General features: G+C 60.5%; 13 protein-coding genes. 5 read left to right on the forward strand and 8 right to left on the reverse strand.

Annotated features, from left to right (window positions below; genetic code table 11):
* Positions 1 to 9: 9 nt before the first annotated feature.
* Positions 10 to 1,833: a flippase activity-associated protein Agl23 gene (locus BGE01nite_RS25525; RefSeq protein ID WP_146855139.1), complete on the reverse strand. Its 1,824-nt coding sequence runs from the start codon at positions 1,831 to 1,833 to the stop codon at positions 10 to 12.
* Positions 1,834 to 2,115: 282 nt separating this feature from the next.
* Here BGE01nite_RS25525 and BGE01nite_RS25530 point away from each other — a divergent pair, with 282 nt between their 5' ends.
* A complete protein-coding gene (locus BGE01nite_RS25530) occupies positions 2,116 to 2,484 on the forward strand; it encodes an energy transducer TonB (RefSeq protein WP_170267065.1) in 369 nt (122 codons plus the stop codon).
* A 366-nt stretch (positions 2,485 to 2,850) separates the two neighbouring features.
* Here the strand turns inward: BGE01nite_RS25530 and BGE01nite_RS25540 are convergent, their stop codons facing one another.
* The 5 genes from BGE01nite_RS25540 to BGE01nite_RS25560 form a co-directional block, all read right to left on the reverse strand.
* Positions 2,851 to 3,294: a rhodanese-like domain-containing protein gene (locus BGE01nite_RS25540; RefSeq protein WP_146855147.1), complete on the reverse strand. Its 444-nt coding sequence runs from the start codon at positions 3,292 to 3,294 to the stop codon at positions 2,851 to 2,853.
* 2 nt (positions 3,295 to 3,296) lie between these two features.
* Positions 3,297 to 3,965 (reverse strand): DUF1573 domain-containing protein, encoded by a 669-nt coding sequence (locus BGE01nite_RS25545; protein ID WP_146855150.1) that lies wholly within the window; start codon positions 3,963 to 3,965, stop codon positions 3,297 to 3,299.
* A gap of 124 nt (positions 3,966 to 4,089) precedes the next feature.
* Positions 4,090 to 5,064: a porphobilinogen synthase gene (gene hemB, locus BGE01nite_RS25550; RefSeq protein WP_146855154.1), complete on the reverse strand. Its 975-nt coding sequence runs from the start codon at positions 5,062 to 5,064 to the stop codon at positions 4,090 to 4,092.
* A 58-nt stretch (positions 5,065 to 5,122) separates the two neighbouring features.
* Positions 5,123 to 6,931, reverse strand: a complete 1,809-nt coding sequence (locus BGE01nite_RS25555) for a CocE/NonD family hydrolase (protein WP_146855156.1) — start codon at positions 6,929 to 6,931, stop codon at positions 5,123 to 5,125.
* A 135-nt stretch (positions 6,932 to 7,066) separates the two neighbouring features.
* Positions 7,067 to 15,526: a choice-of-anchor D domain-containing protein gene (locus BGE01nite_RS25560; protein ID WP_146855159.1), complete on the reverse strand. Its 8,460-nt coding sequence runs from the start codon at positions 15,524 to 15,526 to the stop codon at positions 7,067 to 7,069.
* A 442-nt stretch (positions 15,527 to 15,968) separates the two neighbouring features.
* Between BGE01nite_RS25560 and BGE01nite_RS25565 the strand changes: the two genes are divergently transcribed.
* A complete protein-coding gene (locus BGE01nite_RS25565) occupies positions 15,969 to 17,126 on the forward strand; it encodes an iron-containing alcohol dehydrogenase (RefSeq protein WP_146855162.1) in 1,158 nt (385 codons plus the stop codon).
* Positions 17,127 to 17,136: 10 nt separating this feature from the next.
* On the opposite strand, the gene BGE01nite_RS25570 is transcribed toward BGE01nite_RS25565, so the two are convergent.
* Positions 17,137 to 17,805 (reverse strand): ABC transporter ATP-binding protein, encoded by a 669-nt coding sequence (locus BGE01nite_RS25570; RefSeq protein ID WP_146855165.1) that lies wholly within the window; start codon positions 17,803 to 17,805, stop codon positions 17,137 to 17,139.
* A 104-nt stretch (positions 17,806 to 17,909) separates the two neighbouring features.
* Between BGE01nite_RS25570 and BGE01nite_RS25575 the strand changes: the two genes are divergently transcribed.
* From BGE01nite_RS25575 to pyrG, 3 genes are all read left to right on the forward strand, one after another.
* Positions 17,910 to 19,031: a Gfo/Idh/MocA family protein gene (locus tag BGE01nite_RS25575; protein WP_146855167.1), complete on the forward strand. Its 1,122-nt coding sequence runs from the start codon at positions 17,910 to 17,912 to the stop codon at positions 19,029 to 19,031.
* Positions 19,032 to 19,128: 97 nt separating this feature from the next.
* A complete protein-coding gene (gene kdsB / locus BGE01nite_RS25580; RefSeq protein WP_246145802.1) occupies positions 19,129 to 19,884 on the forward strand; it encodes a 3-deoxy-manno-octulosonate cytidylyltransferase in 756 nt (251 codons plus the stop codon).
* Between the two features lie 34 nt (positions 19,885 to 19,918).
* Positions 19,919 to 21,535 (forward strand): CTP synthase, encoded by a 1,617-nt coding sequence (pyrG, locus tag BGE01nite_RS25585; RefSeq protein WP_146855170.1) that lies wholly within the window; start codon positions 19,919 to 19,921, stop codon positions 21,533 to 21,535.
* A 133-nt stretch (positions 21,536 to 21,668) separates the two neighbouring features.
* Here the strand turns inward: pyrG and BGE01nite_RS25590 are convergent.
* On the reverse strand, positions 21,669 to 22,407 hold a 739-nt coding region (locus BGE01nite_RS25590; RefSeq protein ID WP_146855173.1), incomplete at its 5' end, for a DUF1501 domain-containing protein.

Genomic DNA, 22,407 nt, shown 5'->3' on the forward strand with positions numbered 1-22,407 from the left:
GAGTCAGGTCTAGGGCTGGGCAGGCTGGGGCGGCGGTGACTGATCTGGCAGGCGCATGGCGGGTGCCGCAGGGATCGGCGCGCTAGTTCCTGGCAAACCTGGAAGCACTGGCAGGTTCGGCGTCAAAGTGGGTGCAGTCGAGATGGTGCCGGGCGCGGGCATGTCACCCGGGATAGGCGATGGGGCTGGGATTGGCATCGGTGCCAGGCCCTGTGACAGATCAGCACCAGGCTGGATCACCGGAGCCACCGGCTGCGGCTCAGCCACCTTCTCCTTTTGCACCAGCAGGCTCAGGTAAAGGCCAGGGCGCAGTCCATAGGGGCCGCTTTCTGTATAACTCGCGGCCTGTTCGCCTAACTGCGTTTTCAGCACCGGCAGCAGATCTGCATCCACGATCAGCACGGGAGCCGTGGTGCCACTGGAGGTCACGTCCATCTGATAACCCACCTTCGGCAGCGTGCGCCAGTACCAGGGCAGGGGCCATCCGGAATCACGATTGATCACCTGCGCGCTGAAGGACTCGCCCTTCTCAGCGGCGATCTTTTTCACCTCACCCACCAGTCTCAGCAGATCCGTCGTGGTGTGTGAGTAGACATACGGATTGCGCTGGTCAGCGCGGTATTCCTCGATCGCGAACTTGCTCTGCCCGCAGAGGAAGTAGATGCCCACGCCGATCGCCACCTTGTAGACCAGTTGGCCGATGCTGCCCGTGAACATGGTCCACAGCCACCAGGCGCCCACACCGGCCAGCAGTGTCAGGCTGTGCTGCACGGAAAGGATGCACCAGGGCGTCTTGTAGCTGAGCACGGAATAGATGCCGAAGAGCACCAGCGTGTAGACGGACAGGAAGACCAGGAAGGCCTGACGCGCCGTGTTCTTGTGCTCGCCCACCAGGGAGTAGATCATTCCCAGCAGTCCCAGCACGCAGATCATTGCCTCGCTCCACACCAGACCGTCTTTGCGCCAGAACAGCAGCGTCAGGTAGTAGTGCCAGGGCTTCTCATGGCCGCTGCCCTCGCTGCGCACCAGGTAGTTGGCATAGGTCAGCGCGCTGTCCTTCACGGCGTGCCAGTCATGAAAGCCTCCTGAATAGGAGGCCACAGAGACCAGGATGGCGGGCACCAGGACCCAGGCCCAGGGGGCGCCCACGCGCTGTTTCTTTGAGCTCGAACTCAGGCTCAGACTGTTGCTCTTCCGAGGCTGGAAATCACCCACGATCACCCTCGCCACAATCCATCCCGCCAGGGCCGCTGCCACGTTGAGGATGAAGGTTTCCTTCGTCGCATGGGCAAAACCCAGTGCCATGCCACCCAGCACCAGCCAGAGCCTTGTGCCCCCTTGGGAAAACCGCCAGAAGCAGCCCAGCGTCAGGGCGATCAGCAGCGTGAGCTGCATCTCCATGATGAAGTAGCGGCTGTAGTAAACCATCATCGGCGAAACCGCCGTCATCAGCATGGCCATGGCCGAGCCCAGCCGTCCCAGCACATCTGCAAACAGGAAGACGGAGAGCATCACGCCCAGGCCGCAAAGCACAGCCACAAAGCGCAGGTCAGACTCCGTCCAGGTTGCTGGATCGCCCCAGGCCGCGATCTTGCCCCAGGCGATCGCCACCTGATGCAGGGCCGGACCGTGGTAGTCCTTCGGATCATAAGTAAAGTGGCCTGTCTCCCAGTAATCCGCCAGCTTCATCCCCAGGATCGCCTCGTCGGTGTGCATCGGCCGGCGGTCCAGGGAGGGGGACAAACGATAAAAGAACCCAAGCCCCAGCCCCAGGAGGGCCAGGATGAGAAAGGAGAGAATGGAGATGGTGACCTCTTTGCTGCGCGCTGCCATGACGGGAGTTTCGAAGCGGGCATCATGGAGGCATCTCGACTCAGCGCAAGGGTGGAAGGCCAGCTGAGGCCGGAATAGGACCGTGATCTCTCTTTGCCGGAGCTCACAACCATGACAAAGCTTGACCTGAAATCATAGGATGAGACATATGAGTGACCGCCCCTGACCTCCTGCAGATGGTCAATGAAATCCCCCAAGCTTCCATTCCTTTCCATGCCAAACCGCTCAATCCCCTCCAAGCCTGCCTTCGCTCTGTCGAATCTTCATTCGCTGAATCAGACGATGAAAGCACTCACGGCCCTGCTCGCCGTCCTGCTCGTCGCTAGTTGCGCCACGAACAAGGTGAAGGTCGTCAACCAGACCGGTGGCGGTGGGAAGACAACTTCTGGCGTGGAGCTCAAGCTCGTGAAGATGATCCCGCCTGCCTATCCGCCAGAAGCCCGGAAGGCTGGTCTGAAGGGAGTGGCGCGCGTGGCGTTGACCGTTCAGCCTGACGGCTCCGTTTCTGACCTGAAGGTCGTCCAGTCCGCGCATCCCACGCTGGATCAATTTGCCCTCCAGGCTGTGTCCCAGTGGAAGTTCAAGCCCTACACACCTGTGGATGGCAAGCTGGAGCGCGTGTCGTTCCCGTTCACGTTCATGCTGAACTAAGAGATGGCCGCATATGAGCAGGCCATACTTCATGGTTCACTCTGTCGAGATGAAGGATGGGCTTGCCATCGTTGATGGCCGGCTCGGGGAGCATATGATTGCCGTCGGTGATGTTTTCGACCGTGCATTTCCAAACTCGGATGCATGGAGACTTAGGGTGACGTCGCAGCCGTGTGCTCTCATGGTTGTGGCTATCGAAGCCTACAGACATTCACTGGAAGAACTTCATCCAGGCATGACAGCTCGTCTCAGGCTGACGGGCAGTCACTTGTCCGTCGTCAAGTTGGCAGAGATACTTGAGATCGACAAGACTCGGGACCTGAACCACTCCTGACTTTGCACTTTTTTCGCTCCTCTGCCGAAAGCTCATCGAGCCTTCTGCGCAGCCTGCCAGGTGGGATAACCACCTTTGAGGATAAAGCAGTTGTCGATCGGCACCGTGGCCAGCAGCTTTTCACGCACATGGCGGCTGGCTTCGCACTTTTGGCCGCTGCAGTAGATGATGATGGGCTTGGTGGCGGTCTGCAGAGTCTCCAGCAGATCGAAGAGCTGGGTGTCAAACTCCTGCTCGTTCAATAAGCGCGCATTGGGGATGTGATCCTTGTCGAACTGATCACGAGGACGTGCATCCAGCCAGATGACATCACCCTTCCAGCGTTCCTGGATCTCTTTGAGTCCCACCTCGTCCGCCTTCAGAGGCTCCTGCACGGCATAAAGCGCAGGGGCACGCGGATGCACTTGAAAGGCCGCCGTGGCTGCGGCCGCAGCCAGAAGCACGATCAAGCATGCCTGAAAAAGCGCCGAACTCATGGTTAGGTGCTGGGCTTGCGGTAGACGGAGAAGAAGGAGAGCTGGCGCTGATACTTCGGAATCTTGCTGTCCGTCTCGATCTTCAGTGCGCCGAGCATGACCTCCGCGGTGCTGCGAGGTTTGACGGTGACTTCATACTCCTTGCCCGGGGTGATTTCCTTCCAGGAGAACTCCACCTGCTCGCGGGTGGAGGTGATGTTGAGGATCTTCATGGGATCTGCACCGGTGATGGTGACCTTCGAGGTTTTGGCCTCCAAAGGATCGCCGATCCACCACTGCAGTGTCTTGGGCTCGATCTTCACGATCTCGGGGATCTCGATCATGAAGGTGATGACCCACTCGCTCTGCTGCGGGTCATCCGTCTGCACATGCACGCTCTTCTCATGGCGGCCGGTGAAGCTGGAGAGCTTGAACTCCGCCTTGCCCACGCCTTTCTCGCCGGGTTGGTAGACGGCCTTGTCCAGGGAAGCGCTGAGGCAGCTGCAGGCGCTGTCGATCTTCAGCACCTTCACCGGCTTGTCACCTTTGTTGTGAAACACGAAGTCGGTCGTGACGGTTTCGTCCTCCGGCTTCGGCTTCAGTTCGATGATGGCCGCATCCGTGGCCAGGTCCGCGCAGGCGGAACTGAGCATGAGGGCGCTGAGGCAGAGAAAGGTTGGCAATGCTTTCATGGGGAAAGATGCGGGTCAGAGCAGGGGGCTGTCAACCGCAGGCTTGGGGGAGAGATTGGTGGTTCCAAGCGTGCCAGACGTTCGAAAACGGGGAATCTTGGGGCTGTTTGTTGGGGGCCAGCCATCACGCCACCTTCTCCGCCACACGACGGGCGAAGTAAGTAAGGATCATGTCCGCCCCGGCGCGGCGGATGCCGAGGAGGGATTCGAGCATGACTTTCTCCTCATCCAGCCAGCCGGAGGCGGCTGCAGCCTTGATCATGAGATACTCACCGCTGACCTGATAAGCCGCGATGGGCAGGGAGGTGGCAGCGCGAAGCTTGGAAATGATATCCAGGTAAGGGCCTGCTGGCTTCACCATGAGGATGTCAGCACCTTCAGCCTCGTCCAGCATGGCCTCGCGCAGTGCTTCGCGGGAGTTGGCGGCATCCATCTGGTAGGTCTTCTTGTCCCCGGCTTTCGGAGCGGAGTCCAGCGCACCACGGAAAGGGCCGTAGTAGGCGCTGGCATACTTGGCGGTGTAACTCATGATCGAGACCCCGGTGAAGCGGGCATTGTCCAAAGCCTCGCGCAGACTGGCCACACGGCCATCCATCATGTCACTCGGTGCCACGATGTCCGCGCCGGCACGGGCATGGCAAAGCGCCTGATGGCAGAGCACGGTCACGGTTTCATCATTCAAGATGCGGCCATCATCAGAGACGAGACCATCATGGCCATCGCTGTTGTAGGGATCCAGCGCCACGTCCGTGATCACGCAGAGGGTGGGATGCGCGGCCTTCAGCGCACGAATGGCACGCGGGACGAGCCCGTCGTCATTGTGGCACTCTTCAGCACCACGAGTCTTGAGCTCATCTGGAATGCGCGGAAACAGCACCACCGCAGGCACGCCGAGCGCATGGGCTTCGCCGGCTTCCTTCACCAGATCCTCCACACACCAGCGCTGGCAGCCCGGCATGGCATCGATGGGCGTGTTCTCATTCCCGTCTTGAAGAAAGAGCGGGTAGATGAGGTGCCCCGGGCTCAGATCCGTCTCCCGCACAAGATCACGGATGGCTGGTGACTGGCGGTTGCGACGTGGGCGGATGGGAAGATTCATGGATGACAATCAATACGGTCAAAGAGTCCAAAGGGTCAAGGGACGCTGCAAGGCAGGCCTATCTCTTCATCACCGGCAGCACGATGTGCGAAGGGTGCTCGGCATCATGATGGATGGAATTGATGGCCGTCTTAATCCGGCGATGCTGTTGCAGCGGTTCGCCGGTGTTCGGGTTCACGTCAAAGCGGGGGAAGTTGCTGCTGCTGAGGTCCACGCGGATGCGGTGACCCTTCTTGAAGACATTGCTCGTCGGATAAAGACGGACCGTGAGCGGATAGACTTTACCCGGCTCCATGAGCTTCTCTTCCTTGAGCGAATCACGGAAGCGGGCGCGGCAGATGCCATCCGCAATGTTCATATCAAAGCCACCGGGCCAGTCCTTGCTGGCCGGATACACGTCAACCAACTTTGCAGTAAAGTCTGTGTCCACGCAGTCGGAGGAGACCCAGAGCTTGACCTCCAGTTCGCCGGTGACCTCCACATCCTCGGTGAGAGGCTCAGTTTGGAAGACCAGCACATCATTGCGCGAGGAGAGGGGCAGGGGATTCAGCCAGTTCCAGACATGCGCACCACCGCGCTGATCCCAGGCACCCTGGACCATGATGCCATCGCCGCTGGAGATGTTGCCGCCGATGGTCGGCACGGGATTCCTGGGATCAAAGGTATAACTGGAAGTGCCTTTCTGCTTTTGCGTGGAGAGCGCCCCATCGCTACCGAAGTAGTAGTTCACGGGTTTTGTGCCGGCTGGCGGCCATTCCTTCACGTCATGCCATTCACCACCGTGATAGAGCAGGTCTTTGTCGGTCTTGTGACCATCGCCCGTGCCCATGGTGAAGTAGCGCACCTTGGTGGTGAAGGGAGAGGCCTTGCCTTTCAGTGTGTGGTCATACCAACCGAGCCTCCACGCCAGTTCGTCTTTGATCGCGGCCTCATCACCAAAGTCCACCATGCCATGCGCACTCTTCGCCTGCGCGCCATGAATCCACGGGCCCATGATGAGATACACATCACTCTTCAGCACGGGAGTCAGCGCGCGGAAGTTAGAAGTCGTGTTACCCGCCCAGGAGTCATACCAACCGCCGACGAGGAAGACCGGGATGTCTTTGTAGTCATAGGCATGGTCGAGGATGTTGTTCTGCTTCCAGAACTCGTCATTCGCGCCATGGCGCATGGCATTGATCAGCCAGTCCTCATACTCAGGCGCCAGCTTCAGCGGCATGGTGTCCTTTCGCAGCGGTAGATTGGCCAGATAGTTCAAACGGTTGTCCGCCATCTCCTTGAGCACAGCACCGGTGGCTGGATCCTGCGCGGTGTTGCTGCCTTTGCCGCTGTTCAGCATGATCCAGTTCCAAAAGCGCATCTCAAAGGCTCCCGCATTGCGCATGGACTGCACGCCACAGTTTGACACGGCATCCACCGGGATCACCGTTGCCAGACCCGGTGCCTGGGCGAGCGCCATGGCATGCTGCGTGCCGCCGACATAGCTGGTGCCCAGCATGCCGATCTTTCCGTCGCTCCACGATTGGGAAGTGATCCACTTCGCGCAGTCCACGCCATCCAGCGCATCATCCGTCATCCAGTGCCACACCCCTTCGCTGGTGTAACGTCCGCGTGTGTCTTGTGCGATAAAGACGTAACCATGCTGCGCGAAGTATTCCCCCTGCTTCTTGGCGCCGTTTTTGTTATACGGCGTGCGGGTCAGGATGACCGGCAGCTTCTCAGTGCTGCCTGCTGGACGATACACGTCCGTGGCCAGCTTCACACCATCACGCATGGCCACCATGATATTCGACTCGACGGCGACTTCGATTTGAGCCTGGAGAAGTGAAACGAGGGCGAGGAAGAGAAAGCAGCGCGTGATGACCATGAAAACCAAACGAGGTTCGCGGCCGAGTTTTGACGGACAAAGCAAGCCACGATCACAAGAAAGCCAAAGGGGGCAGGAAGAGCCCTTTCGGACTGCCTCCTGCCCCCTTCACGGTTCGTTAACCACTGCCTGCTATTACGGGAGAATCACGGCCGACGTAGCCTCCAGGCTCATGCGGTAGAACTTCGGCGCACCTGTGGAAGGTGTCGGGTCCTCGATGGTGGCGCTGCCGGCGACATCAAAGGTGAAGGTGCCTGCGCGGCTCCACTGCTCAAGGTTCGAACTTGTCTCCAGGTGGTAATACACACCCGGACGCACATGATTGAGCTGAAGCTGGATGCCGCCACTGGCCGATGCCGTTCCCGCAATGCTCGGCGCGGTGCTCAGCGTTTCACTGCCGCTGAGCGGATTCGTGCCCGCGAGGAACTCGAAGTAGTTGCTCTGACCGTCAAAGTCAGCATCGCCATCTCCATCCGCCGAGGCAAGATCACCCCACATGCTGCGCTCGAAGGCATCGGCAAGGCCGTCACCATCGCTGTCAGCCGGGTTCGTGATGACCGTGATCACCAGCGTCTTCACCGCGCTCCGGCCACCGTAGTTATCGGAAGCCCTGAACTGGAAGGCGGCGATGCCAGTGAATCCAAACGCAGGCGTGTAGGTCCATGTGCCGTCTGCATTCAGGGTGAGTGTGCCCTGGCTGACCGTCGTGGCGCTGGTGCTGCTGAAGATAATCTTGTCACCGTCTGCATCCGTGCCCGCAAGCTGGCCGCTGACCGGCACATAGGCCTCAGTACCGGCGGTGGCGCTGTATGCATTTGGGCTGGCGTTGACGATGAACTCATCCGGGAACGGAGCAGGGGTGAAGTTGTCCAGCGGAGCGCCGTCACGGTTCGGGATGCCGTAGCTCCAGAGGTCGCTCATACGACCTGTGTTGCCAAAGGCATCTGCACCGCCGCCACCGAAGACCCAGAGTGTGCCATTGAGCGTGACCCAGGTGCTCGGTGTGAAGCGGGCGCCAGGCTGGTTGCCCGCTGCGGCGACTCCCTGCTCACCATAGACGCCATTGGCCCAGACCGCACCGCTCGCGCCCTGCTTCCAGGTCCACAGACCTGTGCCGGGGTCAAAGATCCAGACGTCATTGTAGGAATGATTGCTGTTTTTGAAACCGCCGACGAGCCAGAGCTTGCCATCCACCGTGGCCCATCCGCTGCCAGCACTGCGTGCCGGTGGCGAGTTGCCTGCGGCAGGCGCGTTGAGTGTGCCGTAGGTGCCGGCAGCACCCGTGGCATTGCTGCCATTCACCCATGTCCACAGACCGTTCTGACCCGCGGCAGGATCAAACTTCCAGAGGTCGTTCAGGTCGCCGCGGCTTGGGCTGCTGGCATCGTAACCGAGACCACCAAAGAGATAGAGGCTGCCGTCATGGCCCACAAAGGCCGTGGCATCACGACGCGAGCCGGGCAGGTTGGCGGGTGCCGCGACGCCCTGGGTGCCGTAAACACCGTTTTGGTTAGGTGCGCTGCCGCCGCCCAGCCAGGTCCACTGCTCGGTGAGAAGGTCGTAGCTCCACAGATCGTTGTAGTAGGTGGTTCCATTGTAGCCTCCAAAGAGATACAGCTTTCCGCCAGGGACGAAGTCGATGGGATCAGGAGCACCCGGCACGAACCAGGTGGTCGCGCTGCTGCGGGCACCGGGGGTGTTGGCAGGATCCGCCACGCCCAGCGTTCCGCGCACGGGGGCGGCATTAGGCGTGTTCGCACCGTTCATCCAGGTCCATTCACCCGTGTCTGGACGGTAGCGCCAGAGGTCGCTATTCCAGCTGCCCTTGGAGAAGCCGCCGTAGAGCCAGAGACTGCCACTGGAGTCAGTCCAGGTGCTGCCGGTGTGGCGGGATCCCGGGGTGTTCGCCGGATCAGACGAGCCCATGTCTCCGTAGGTGCTGTCCACGCTGTGCGTGGTGCTGCCGGTGTGCCAGATCCACTGGCCGGAGGCACGGTCAAACTCCCACAGATCATTCAGCCAGCGTGGAGGATTGGTCAGGGCAGTGCCGTAACCATAACCACCGAACAGCCAGAGATTGCCATTGGCTCCGAGCCAGTTCATGGCCCCCTGGCGTGCGCCGGGATTGTTGGTTTCACTGGCTTCATGCTGCTCGCCATAAATGCCGACGCCATTGCGCGAGCTCGGGCCGGAGACCCACTTCCACATGGGGGAGGACTCTGGAGTGAAGTTGGTCAGGACGAGGTCATTGCCTTCCGTGCCACCTTCATAATCCGCCTGGAAGTAGTAGATGACGCCATTAAAGCTCATGGCCACCACACCACCATCCGGCAGGTCATTGAAATGACCCACCACACGTGCAGGCAGAGCGCCCTGGATGTTAATGAAGGTGTACTTCTGCTCAGGCGTTGGGACGAAGCCCAGGTCAGTGCCGAAGTTCAGTCCATCCGCATAGAAGCTGCCATCAGGCGGGAGGTCGATAAGAGCTGGCGAGCCAGTCCATGTGCCGCCCGTCGTGTCCGTGCCGACACCACCGATGCGAATGTCGAACGGGTTCTCATCCAAGTCACCGTTCACGATATGCATGGTGGCCCTATGGCCGCCTTCGTTCAAAGCGGTGAACGTGACGGCAAAGGTTGCCTGGCCCCCCGGAGCAATGCTGGCGGGTGGTGGGGTGGTCAAGGCGAAGGCAGCCCTGCCATCTCCGTCAAAGCTGATGGCACCGATGGAAAGCGCACCGCTGCCAGTGTTCTTGAGGGTGAAACTGCGGGTGATGCTGGTGCCGACATCGGTGGTGCCAAAGGGCACGCGATAGAAGGCGTTGTTGTCCACCAGATCAGCGTTGAAATAATCCTCCACGGCAATCTCGGCAGGGCTGATACCTGTCCCGCTCACATTGATTTCAAAAGGATTCTCATCGCCATCATTGCTGGCGATGTTGACCACGGCACTCTTCGTTCCCAAAAATGTCGGGCTGAAAGTGACGGTGAAGGTCGTGTTGGCGTTCGCGGCCAGGGTTGCAGACCCAGGCTGGGTCACGCTAAATTGTCCTGCGTCTGCGCCCGTCAGCGTCACGGTCCCCAGTGTCAGGTCAGCTGTGCCAGTGTTCTGAATGGTGAACGTCTGTGCTGTGCTGCTGCCGCTGGTGATTACATTGCCAAAGACATGAGTGCCAGCATTGTCCGTGCGCGCATCTCCAGGAGCCGTACTGGCTCCGTTGAAGACGGCGATCTCGGGCTGGGGAGTGGCGAGGTAAGTGATGATCACCAGACCATTACCGCCTGCTGAGGCAGTTGGACCGCCTCGCCCAACGGGAACGGTGTAGGCAAGATCAGACGTGCCTCCGGGGGCCACTCCTGTCCCTGTACCAGTCAATCCAGCTTGACCGGCGAAACTGGTCAAGTTCGATGTGAATGAAGATCCACCTCCGCCACCGCCGTACTGAGCATCGTTGCCGCCGCCGCCGCCGCCATAAAAACCCGATCCGCCGCCCCCGCCGCCGGGAATGCCGCCACCTTGACCGTCCCCCCCCAAGAACTGGGCACCGTTTGCCGCCGAGGATACTCCTGTGGGCTTGGCTCCGCCAGCCAGCTGAGTCCCCCCTGATCCGACGGCTCCGTTGGAGGCGTTGCCTCCATTGATCAACCCGCCTGCGCCACCAAAGGCCGTTCCCTGATTCCCACCGCCGCCTGCGCCTGCGGTGACGAGTTCGGTGCTACCGCGGCGTATGGCAGAGCGCCCACCGCCACCACCACCAAACCGCGAGCCGTCGTCTCCAACGCCTCTTCCGCCACCGCCATAAGCATTAGGCGTGGCCCCAGAGGACGGGGACACAGCACCGCCGCCGCCCGCGATGATGGTCAGGGTTTCATTTGGACTCACAGCCAAGTTTCCTGACACGAAAGAGCCACTGCCTCCCCCAGCCCCGCCACCACCACCCCACAGTTTGACGGTAACGCTAGTGACTCCAGCGGGGACGACAAAGGTCTGATCCGCCCCGGTAAAAGCAAACGAAGTCTGTATGGGGACCGGGACCACCGCCGTGCCACTCACATTGATCTCAAAGGGATTCTCATCACTGTCGTTGCTGGCGATGTTGGCCACAGCGCTCTTGGCTCCTCCGACACTGTTCGGGCTGAAAGTGACGGTGAAGGTCGTGGTAGCGTTCGCTGCCAGGGTAGTGGAGGCAGGCTGGGTCACGATAAACTGCCCTGGATCTGCGCCCGTCAGAGTCACCGTGCCCAGCGTCAGGTCAGCTGTGCCAGCGTTCTGAATGGTGAAGATCTGGGCAGCACTGCTGCTGTTAGTATTTAAGCTGCCAAAATTGTGCGTGCCTGCGTTGTCTGTGCGTTCATTGGCAGGAGGCGCAATACCATTGAAAACGGCGATCTCGGGGCTAGCGCCTGTCAGCACCACCTCATCCACATACCAGCCTTCCTCCACAGTGCTCTGGTCGTCACCCGCATGCCAGCGCAGTCGGATGGTCTGGCCGTTGGCAAAGGAGGCCAGATTCACCACTACCTGCGTAAGCGCACCGGCCGTGCCGCCTACCCATGCGCGCTTGCCCTTCAGCACGTTTCCAGTGGCAAAATTCTGCGCCACAGTGCCATTGAAGCCGCCGGAAACGAAGGCCGCGTCCGGGACCGTGCTCCAGGTCATACCATCCGCCGAGTATTCCAGCGTTCCGCCGTCATACTCCAGCCCTGGCTGGATCTCGAAGGCGTAGGTGTGATAGAAGCTGATCTGGCTGGTCGAGGTCACGCTGATCAGCGGGGAAAGCAGGGCGCGGCGGGCATTGTTTATCCCGCTCTGGGCGTACCAGGAATGCGTGGCCGAGTGCGAACGCGCCGTCGACCACACCCAATCCGGGCTGCCTGTAAGAGGCGTGTGATTCCAGCCATTCACGTCGTAGCCGTCAGCGGCATCCTCAAAAGTTTCCGTGAATACCGTGTATGGGGCAGGGCCGCCCACAAACACCAGGAACTCACGTGAGGATGTGAGCGTCCCATCTGAAACTGTCACGGTGATCACCGTCAGGCCGCTCTGGCCGGCCGCAGGCGTCACCGCCACGGTGCGGGCCGCGCCGGTCCCACCGAGCACGATGTTCGCATTTGGCACCAACGTTGTGTTACTTGAGGTCGCCGTCACCGTCAGTCTTAGCGCTGGCTCCCCGTTGGAGTCCAAGGTGGCGATCACGGGTCCAGACAGCACGCTCGCCTTCAGCACCGCGCCGTCCTCCAGGCTCAAGCTCAAAATCGGGATGGAGATGGTCGGGTCGGTGCCCCCCATGGCGGGAGCGGCCACACCGGGGACATTATTCACCAGGATCATGCCCACACCGCCTGCAGCCTGCACCGCCGCCGCCTTCGCGATAAAGGAGTTAATGCCACGGTCCACGATCACGATCTTCCCCACGCAAGCCGCCGCATTGACCAGCGGCCCCGTCGCCTGAGCTGGGTTCGCCATCTCGACGTTGGCCGTCACGTTGAACATAGCCGGGCCAAAGCTGGCCGTGCCCGCCCGTCGCGTTCCGGCGATGCCCGCTGGTGACAGCACTGTGATCACAGGTGTAGGCTCGGTGTCCCCGATGGTGAAGGCGATCGGTCCAGTGCTGCCGCCCACGGCCAGTGTCTGGTCCGGGATCGGCGTCAGTGTGGGGGCGTCATTCACGTTCAGGATCGTGAACGCAAAGTTCTGCACGGCCGAAAGGTTCGGGCTGCCATCGTCCGTCACCGTCACCGTTACCTCATACACATTGTTCCCGCCCTGGTCGGTCGGCATTTCGAAGTCGAGGGCAGTCCTCGACAGCAGCTGGCCGCCGGGCGTCAGGTAAAAGAGCGCTGCATCCGGCCCGCTCAGGCTGTAGGTCAGCGTCTGCGCCGGCACATCCGCGTCTGTGGCCGTCACCGTCGCATAGATGCCGAGACCATTCTCATTGAGCGAAATCGGCACGTTCACCACGCCGGAGTAGCTGGTGATCACCGGGGCTGTGTTCAGTGCCAGACCCGTGCCGCTGACATTGATGCGGAAGGGATTTTCATCTGAGTCATTGCTGGAGATGCTGATCAGGCCGCTGCGTGTACCTGCAGATGACGGGCTGAAGGTCACCGTGAAGGTGGTCGTGGCTCCTGGAGCCAGGGATTCATTCATGGGCTGCGAGAAGCCGAACTCCGTCGGGTTGGTACTTGAGACACTCAGATTCATGAGGGTTGCCATGCCCGTGTTTTGAATCGTGAAGGTCTGTGCTGTACTGCTGCTGCCGGTGTTCACGCTGCCAAAGTCATGCGTGCCACTGTTGTCCGTGCGCTCCGTGCCGCCGGTGCCATTGCCATCAAAGACGGCGATCTCGGGATAGACCGGCGCGATGACAAGATTGTAGGTGGCTCCGGTGCCGATACAGCCATTGCTGTCCGCCACCGTCACCACCACCGGGAAGCTGCCATCCTGTGTTGGAATGCCGCTAAGAACTCCGTTGGTGGCAAGGGTGATGCCGTTCGGCAGGATGCTTGCGGTAGTAAAGGTCGCGGTGCCTTCAGCTCCCATTTGAGTGAAGCTCTCGCTAAACGACGCATTGACGGTGCCACTGGCGTTCAGGGGATTGTTTACCGTGATCACCTGGCAGCCGATGGACAGATTGTAGGTAAAGCTGACGCCAGTACAGCTGTTGCCATCAGTCACTGTAACCACGACCGGATAGGTCCCGATCGTCAGTGGAATGCCGCTGAGGGTGCCGCCGGTGGAGAGGCTCACGCCAGTCGGCAGCGTGCTCGCCGTGGTGAAGGTGGCTCCGCCGATTGCCCCGGCTTCCGTGAAGGTCTCGCTGAAGCTCATGCCTGCCGTGCCGTTGGCGTTGGAGGGAACGCCCACCGAGATGCTCTGGCAGAAAATCGTCAGGTTGTAAATCGAACCCGTTCCGATGGTGCCATTGCTATCCGTGCACGTGACCACGATGGGGAAGATGCCTGTTTGCAGCGGAGTGCCGCTCAAGATACCAGCGGTGGAAAGAGTCAGGCCGTTGGGGAGCGTGCTGGCGGTGGTGAAGGTGGCAGTGCCCACAGCGTTCGTCTGCGTGAAAGTCTCGCTGAAAGCCTGGCCTGCCGTGCCAAGGCTGAAGCTCGGATTGGTCACGATGATCGGGATCACGATGCCATTTCCCTGCACAGAAAAGTTGTACGGGTTCTCATCTGTGTCGTTGTGACTGAAGCTCACGGTTCCGCTGCTGACCCCAGTTGCAGCAGGGGTGAAGGTGATGTCAAAGGTAGTGGATCCACCCGGAGCCACAGGTGGAATCGGCTGGCTTGCTACGCTGAAACCGCTGCCCGTGACACCCACGGTGCCAAGGGTCAAGGGGGCCGTGCCCAGGTTTGTGATGGTGTAGGTTCGGGTTGCCGAGCCACCCAGCAGCACATCGCCAAAGCTCGTGTGATCGGCGAGATCAGGCGTGATGTCTCCATCGACGATGCTCTGGGCGTTGCCCTGAACGTCGATCTCAGGAAGCGAGGCTGCGAAGGTCAATACCACGCGGCCAGCGGCACCGGCACCGGTAGTTGTGACCATTCTGCCACCACCGCCGCCGCCACCACCAGGAAGGGTGCCAGCCGTGCCGGCACCGCTGTTTCCGCCGCCGCCGCCACCGGACCCTTCCGCAGGTGTCCCTGTTCCCCAGCCTGCTCCGCCCGTGCCTGGGGTGCCATTGTTCGTTGCGTTTTGACCCACATCGCCGTCGGCTGACGGGCTGGCGGAGCTACCCCCGCCGCTGCCGGAGTTGTAGGAACCCGTGTAGGCGCCGTCGCCCCCTTTTCGTTTCACATCACCGACGCTCGCGGTCGCACTTCCACCCGCACCGGCGCTGGTGGTTGTGCCTGCTGAGCCGGCTTTGGCCACGACGACATTGGTATTGAGGGTGGAGTCCTGTCCTGCAGCACCGACGAACACCGAGTAGGTTGGATTCAGCGGGCCATTGATGACCTTTCTGGCATAGGCACCGCCGCCGCCGCCACCCCCGCCATGGCCAGTCGGCGAGCCGCCACTGCCGCTGCCTCCGCCGCCCCAGGCCTCAACCGTGAATGAGCCGACGCCATCAGGAATCGTGACGGTTTGCGCCGAACCCGTGGACGAAAGTGTGACGGTCGTCGCGGCACCTGTGCCTGCCAGGGTGATGTTGAAGGGATTTTCGTCCGTGTCGTTGCTGGCAATCTCAAGTCCGCAGGTCTTGGCACCCGTGGAGAGTGGGCTGAAAGCCACCGTGAAGGTCGTGCTGGCGCCAGGGATCAGAGAGGTAGCCAGACCTGTCTTGTCGAGTGTGAAGTTCGTGGCTCCAGCGCCGGTCAGGATCACATTGATCCCGGTGAGGTTGCCCGAGGAGGACACCAAATTGGTGATGGTGTAGGTCTTGGTGGTGCCCGTACTCCCAGCGATGACCGAGGTGAAGGTGGTCGTGGCTGCGTTGTCAGTCAAGCCAGTGCCAGCAGGCTGCTCAACGACGATTTCGGCCGCCTGAATCCCTCCGGTGAGGAGGGCGAGGCTGGCAAGAGCGGACAAGAGGCCGCCTTTCATGCGGCTCAAGGCGAGGAAGGGGATGATCGGGGGATTCATCTGGATGTTTTTGTTGATGTTGTCTGACTGAACTTGAGAGAGAAAGTCCTGAGACTGAGAGTTCTAGGGAATTCTCAACGCTCAGATGTCGTGAAATGCCTGACTGATAACCTGCTGTGAGGGGGCATTTGTGACAGCTGAATTGTCAGGACAGCGGGAGTTAATTGTCACAAAATTGTATACCGCATTTATTTCTCGTAGTGACTTTGAAAGCTGCGGTGGTGACATATTTCTGACATTTGGGTGCCGTCACCGCAAATCGAGTGCCAAGTAACGCATCATGTGTCTGCCTTTTCACAATTGCTCAGCTTAATCAAATAGATGTAACCACATTTTTTTCTTAAATCCGAGAATTGGGCTACTCTGATGCCTATTTCAGGTCTCATCCGGAGGGATTCGATCAGCATTGGCACAGGCCCGATCGCTCGCCATCCTTCCCGGGATGACGACCTCTTTTGAATTTGCCACCGCCGCCCGGGTTGTATTTGGGCGCGGCACCGTCTCCCAGCTACCTGCGCTTTGTCAGCCCTTCGGGCGGCGTGTTTTGATCGTCACGGGGGCCAAAGCCGAACGGGCCGGAAAGCTTGTGGGGGCTTTGGAGGCCGCAGGCCTGACTGGGGAGGTCTTCAGTGTGCCAGGGGAGCCTACACTGGATGATGCGCGCTGTGGCTCGGAGCGCGCGAAGAGCCTGGGGGCTGAAGTGGTCATCGGCTTTGGGGGTGGCAGCGCCATGGATGCGGGCAAGGCCATCGCAGCTCTCGCGCGGCAGCCGCATGATGCGCTGCACTATCTGGAGGTGGTGGGGCAGGGGAATGCCCTGGATGAGCCGCCGCTGCCTTACATCGCCGTGCCCACCACCGCTGGAACGGGGGCCGAGGTCACGCGCAATGCCGTCCTGGCGAGTCCCGAAAAAGGTGTGAAGGCCAGTCTTCGTCACGTGTCCATGCTGCCGCGCATCGCGCTGGTGGATCCAGAACTGGCAGTGGGCTGTCCGCCTGTCGTCACGGCGGCCAGTGGCATGGATGCGCTGACCCAGTGCCTGGAGGCTTATGTCTCCTGCCGGGCCCAGCCGATGACCGATGCCCTTTGCGTGGATGGCATCCGCCGTGCTTCACGCTCCTTGGAGAAAGCTGTGCAGGATGGCGCTGATCTGGATGCGCGAGAGGACATGGCACTGGCAGCGATGTACAGCGGCATGGCCCTGGCGAACGCGGGGCTGGGTGCCGTGCACGGCTTCGCGGCACCGATCGGTGGTCAGTTTCAGGCACCTCATGGAGCCGTGTGCGCCATCCTGCTGGCTCCCGTTTGGGCCGCCAATTGGGCCGTGGTGAATGCCTCTGGAAATGACTTCCAGCGCGAACGTTTCCGGCATGCTGGCGAACTCCTCACTGGACGAGCAGATGCACGGGCTGAGGATGTCTTGCCGGTTTTGCGTGGATTGTCAGGGCGTTTGCAGATTCCCGGACTGCGCAGCTATGGCATTCAGGAATCAGACTTGGCTGATATCGCTGCCAAGGCGGCGAAGGCCAGCAGCATGAAGGGAAATCCGGTGTCTTTGAGCGAGGAGACTCTGGTCAAGATCTTGTCAGAGGCTATGTGAGTGAAGTTGGTTAGGCTTCGGTGAGCTCGCCGTCCTTCATGCGCAGGATGCGCTGGCAACGCTTCGCTGCTTCATCACTATGCGTGACCATGAGCAGGGCGGCCTGGCTTTCCTGCACCACTTCAGCCAGCAGATCTAGCACCTGCTCACCTGTGTGAGAGTCTAGATTGCCCGTCGGTTCATCCGCCAGTAGAAGCGCCGGGCGGTGAATGATCGCACGGGCGATGGCCACGCGCTGCATCTCGCCTCCGGAAAGCTCGGAAGGCAGGGCTGAAGCACGATGTGAAACACCCACGCGTTCCAGCAGCGCACGCACACGTTTCTCGCGTTCGGCGGCTGTGATGCCGAGCAGTTGCAGCGGAAGCTCCACATTCTCCGCCGCGGTGAGAGTCGGCAGCAGATGGAAGAACTGAAACACCGTGCCGATGTGTGTGCGCCTCACGCGAGCCAGCCCATCCGCATCCAGCGCGTGCAGTTTTTCATCTGCAATGCTCACCACTCCAGTATCAGCACGATCCACCCCGCCGATGCAGTTCAGAAGCGTGGTCTTCCCGCTGCCTGAAGGTCCCAGCAGCGCCGCGCGTTCACCCGCCGCCAGTTTGAACGACACCCCTCTGAGAATCGGACGATCCGCATACGCTTTGGTGAGGCAGGTGACTTCGAGGATGGGGGATGACATGTGACAATAAAACCATTCCTACGTTTTTTCGTAGAAGCTAGCCGCGAATGACGACTTGCCTCCCCGTGCACGCTCTCTCCTATGGCGGGCCTCAACCTCACACTATGAAAAAAGTCGGCATTGGAATCATCGGCGGCGGCCTCATGGGCCGGGAAATGGCGAGCGCTTTCATGCGCTGGTGCGCTCTCACGGACGTGGACGTTCAGCCTGAACTTGTGGCCGTCGCAGACCTTGTGGAGCCTGTGCGTGAATGGTTCCGCCGCATCCCGAGCTGCGCGCAGCTCACCGCTGACTACCATGAACTCCTCGCCAATCCGGCGGTGGATGTGGTCTATGTGGCCGTGCCTCATAACCTGCACGAGAAGATCTACCTGGACGTGCTGGCCGCAGGCAAAGACCTCTTCGCAGAGAAACCCTTCGGCATTGATCTCGCCTCCGCGCGCAACATTCTCGCCGCCGGCCAGAAGTCGGGCCGCTTCGTGCGCTGCTCTTCCGAGTTTCCTTTCTTCCCCGGCGCTCAGCGCGTGATCGCCGCAGCCACCTCCGGCAAGATCGGCCGCATCCTGGAGATCCGCTCTGGATTCCATCACAGCAGCGACCTCGATGCCACCAAGGCTGCGAACTGGAAGCGCTTTTCCAAGACCTGCGGTGAGATCGGCGTGCTCGGTGACCTGGGCATGCATGCCTGCCACATCCCGCTGCGCTGCGGCTGGAGGCCCACTCATGTCTTTGCCCAGCTTCAAAAGGGCTACCCCGAGCGTCCGGATGGCAAAGGTGGCATGGCTGCCTGCGATACCTGGGACAATGCCATGCTGCATGCCTGGACGAACATTGATGGTCACGAAGTCCCTCTTCGCTTGGAAATGAAGCGCTTGGCCCCAGGCGAGACCAATACTTGGTTCCTGGAAGTGCTCGGCACAGAGGGCGGAGCGCGCTACTCCACCAAGGAGCCTAAAACCCTCTGGCTCTTCGAAGTCGGCAAGGAGCAGTACTGGAAGCAGACGGACCTCGGCTTCGGCATGCCCTTCAAGACCGTCACCGGCGGCATCTTTGAGCCAGGTTTCCCGGATCTCATGCAGCAGATGTGGGCCGCCTACCTCATGGAGCGTGAAGGCAAGCTGGACGGCCGATTTGGCTGCGCCACCCCTGAGGAAGCCGTGGCCACCCAGGAGATCTTTGCCGCTGCTCTGGAGAGCCAGAAGACCCGGCAGGTCATCGCCCTCTAACGGCGGTTTTTTGCCGTCAAAGTCGCCTCTTGTCCCATCTCTCCCCTTGCACCGAGGGGAGCTCTGGGACATTTCAGGCGAACCCGCCCAAACCACCTTGGCTGATTCCGCGAAATCCCGCACTCTTGTTGCCATTCCTGCCCGCTGGGGATCCACCCGGTTCCCAGGCAAGCCTCTTCACCTCATCGCCGGCAAACCGCTCGTCCAGCATGTCTGGGAGCGCTGCCAGTCCTGCCGTTCGGTGGATGACATCGTGATTGCCACCGATGACGAGCGCATCGTCGAGGCTGCGGCCACCTTTGGCGCAAAGGCTGTCTACACCTCGCCGGATCATCCGAGCGGCACGGACCGTATCGCCGAAGCTGCGCAGGCCTTCCCGGACCATGATACCATCATCAATGTGCAGGGTGACGAGCCGCTCATCTCCCCGGCGCTGATCGACCAGCTTGCGCTGGCTCTGCAGGCAGATGCGAGCATCCGCATGATCACCGCTGCGGCCCCCATTCAGGATGAGGCTCAGGTCACTGACCCGAACGTGGTGAAGGTGGTTTTTGATGTGAATGGGGACTCGCTCTACTTCTCCCGTTCGCCTCTGCCTTTCGTTAGGAATGCCTCCGCGCACACGCAGCATTTCCGCCATCTCGGCATCTATGGATTTCAGCGGGATTTCCTCTTCCAGTTCGTGGCCTGGCCGCCCTCGCGGCTGGAGCTGACGGAATCGCTCGAGCAGCTCCGTGCCCTCGAGAACGGCACCCGTTTGCGGGTGGTGCAGACCCACGATCTCTCCCCAGGTGTGGACACCCGCGAGCAGGCGGATGCCATCGAAGCGCATTTGAAGTCACAAACTGCTTGAACCGCGAGTCCACCACGCGAACGAAAAACCAATCATGAAATACATCTTCGTCACCGGCGGCGTCGTCAGCTCACTTGGCAAAGGTCTCGCTGCGTCCTCTCTCGCCACGCTTCTCGAACTTCGCGGCCTCAAGGTCATCATGCAGAAGTTTGATCCGTACCTGAACGTCGATCCAGGCACGATGAACCCCTATGAGCACGGTGAAGTGTATGTGCTGGATGACGGTGCTGAGACGGACCTGGACCTCGGTCATTATGAGCGCTTCACGCACACGAACCTTTCCCGTCTGAACAACCTCACCAGCGGCCAGGTGTACATGAGCGTGCTGGAAAAAGAGCGCGCTGGCAAATACAAGGGCCGTACAGTGCAGGTGATCCCGCACATCACGAACGAGATCAAGGAGCGCATCACGGACGTGGCGGAGAAGATGGGCGGTGACGTGATCATCACCGAAATCGGCGGCACAGTGGGAGACATCGAAGGTTTGCCTTTCCTGGAAGCCATCCGTCAGTTCGCCATCGAGGCCGGACGTGACAATGTGCTCTTCATTCACGCCACGCTGGTGCCTTACATCAAGGCGGCGCAGGAACTGAAGACCAAGCCGACCCAGCAGTCGCTCGCGAAACTGCGTGAGATCGGTATCAGCCCGCACATCATCCTGGCCCGCACGGAGCATTCACTGGATGAGGATGTGCGTGAGAAGATCGCCATGTTCGGGAACGTGCCGAATGAGCAGGTCGTGGAAGTGAAGGACGTGAAGCACAGCATCTACGAAGTGCCGCTGAAGCTGCATGAGCAGCGTCTGGATGACACCGTGTGCAGCCTCCTGAAGATTGAACGCCCGCAGCCTGACCTCTCCAAGTGGCGCCACTTCGTGCAGCGTGTCATTCATCCCACTCATCACGTCCGCATCGGCGTGGTCGGGAAGTACATCGAGCTGCAGGACGCCTATAAGAGCATCTATGAATCCCTCACGCATGCCGGTGCCTATAAGGATGCAAAGGTGGACATCGTGCGTCTCGATGCGGAAGCGATCGAGAAAGCCGGACCAGACATCTATCTCAACGGCCTGCAGGGCATCTTGATCCCTGGCGGTTTCGGTGATCGTGGCACGGAAGGCAAGATTGCCGCCACGCGCTACGCTCGTGAGAAAGGCATTCCATTCTTCGGCATCTGCCTCGGCATGCAGATCGCGGTGATCGAGTACGCACGCAATGTCTGCGGCTTGAAAGAAGCTACCAGCACCGAGTTTGACAAGACCACCGCGCATCCGGTGATCAGCATGATGGAGGAGCAGAAGAAGGTGAAGCAGCTCGGCGGCACCATGCGTCTGGGCAACTGGGTCACGGAACTGTATCCAGACACAAAGGCGCGCGAGCTCTACGGCAGTGAGGTCATCAACGAGCGCCATCGTCATCGCTACGAAGTGAATGACGATTACAAAGAGCAGCTCGAAAGCCACGGCATGAAGATCAGCGCTGTTTCGCAGAAGGGCGGTCTGGCCGAGATGATCGAGCTGCCTGAGCATCCTTTCTTTGTGGCCTGCCAGTTCCATCCTGAGTTCAAGAGCAAGCCGAACGATCCGCATCCGATCTTCCGCGGCTTCGTGAAGGCCGCCCTCGCGCATCACGGCCTGCCGGAGGCTCTGTAGTATAGGTCTCCCCCAAAGGGAAGCAGCCCCGCAGCCGTCGTGGGCTGAAGGGCTGCTTTGAGACGCGGACTTGGTTTTGCATCTTGCCTGAATTACCTGGCGGCGCCGCGAGGCAGCCAGGCCCAACCACGGCTCAGGCAAAAATCTTCGTGGCCACTTCTCCGGCCACATCGGTGAGACGGAAGTCGCGGCCGGTATAACGATAAGTCAGGCGCTCATGATCCAGGCCCATGAGGGCCAGCAGCGTGGCATGCAGGTCATTGATGTGCATGCGACCATCCACGGCCTTGATGCCGAGCTCATCCGTGCCGCCGTGCGTGTAGCCTTTCTTCAGGCCTGCGCCGGTGAGGAACATGGAATAACCAGTGATGTTGTGATCGCGTCCATCCGGACCTTGGGCTGTCGGAAGACGGCCGAACTCGGAACCGAACAGCACGAGTGTTTCATCCAGCAGGCCGCGCTCTTCCAGGTCCGTCAGCAGGGCCGCTGTGGGTTGGTCCACGGAACCGGTGCGGTCGATGATGCCTTTGTGCAGGTTGTTGTGATGATCCCAGCCACCCTGGCAGATCTCCACGAAGCGCACACCTGCCTCGCTGAGACGGCGTGCCATGAGGCACTGTCTGGCGAAGGCGGCCTTCGGACCTTTGTCATTCACGCCATAGGCTTCCTGCACTTTCAGCGGCTCTTTCGAGATGTCTAAAAGCTCCGCCACCTTTCCCTGCATGCGAAAGGCCAGCTCATAGGAATCAATGATGGCCTCCACGGGATCTGGGGCGCCGGGCTGAGCCGCGAAGTCACGATTCAGATCCTGCACGAAGTCCAGCTGCCGGCGCTGCTGACGTGTGGCGAGAGCAGGCTTTAGGTTAGGCAGG

This window comes from Prosthecobacter gellanilyticus (genome assembly GCF_007992435.1).
Taxonomy (GTDB): domain Bacteria; phylum Verrucomicrobiota; class Verrucomicrobiia; order Verrucomicrobiales; family Verrucomicrobiaceae; genus Prosthecobacter; species Prosthecobacter gellanilyticus.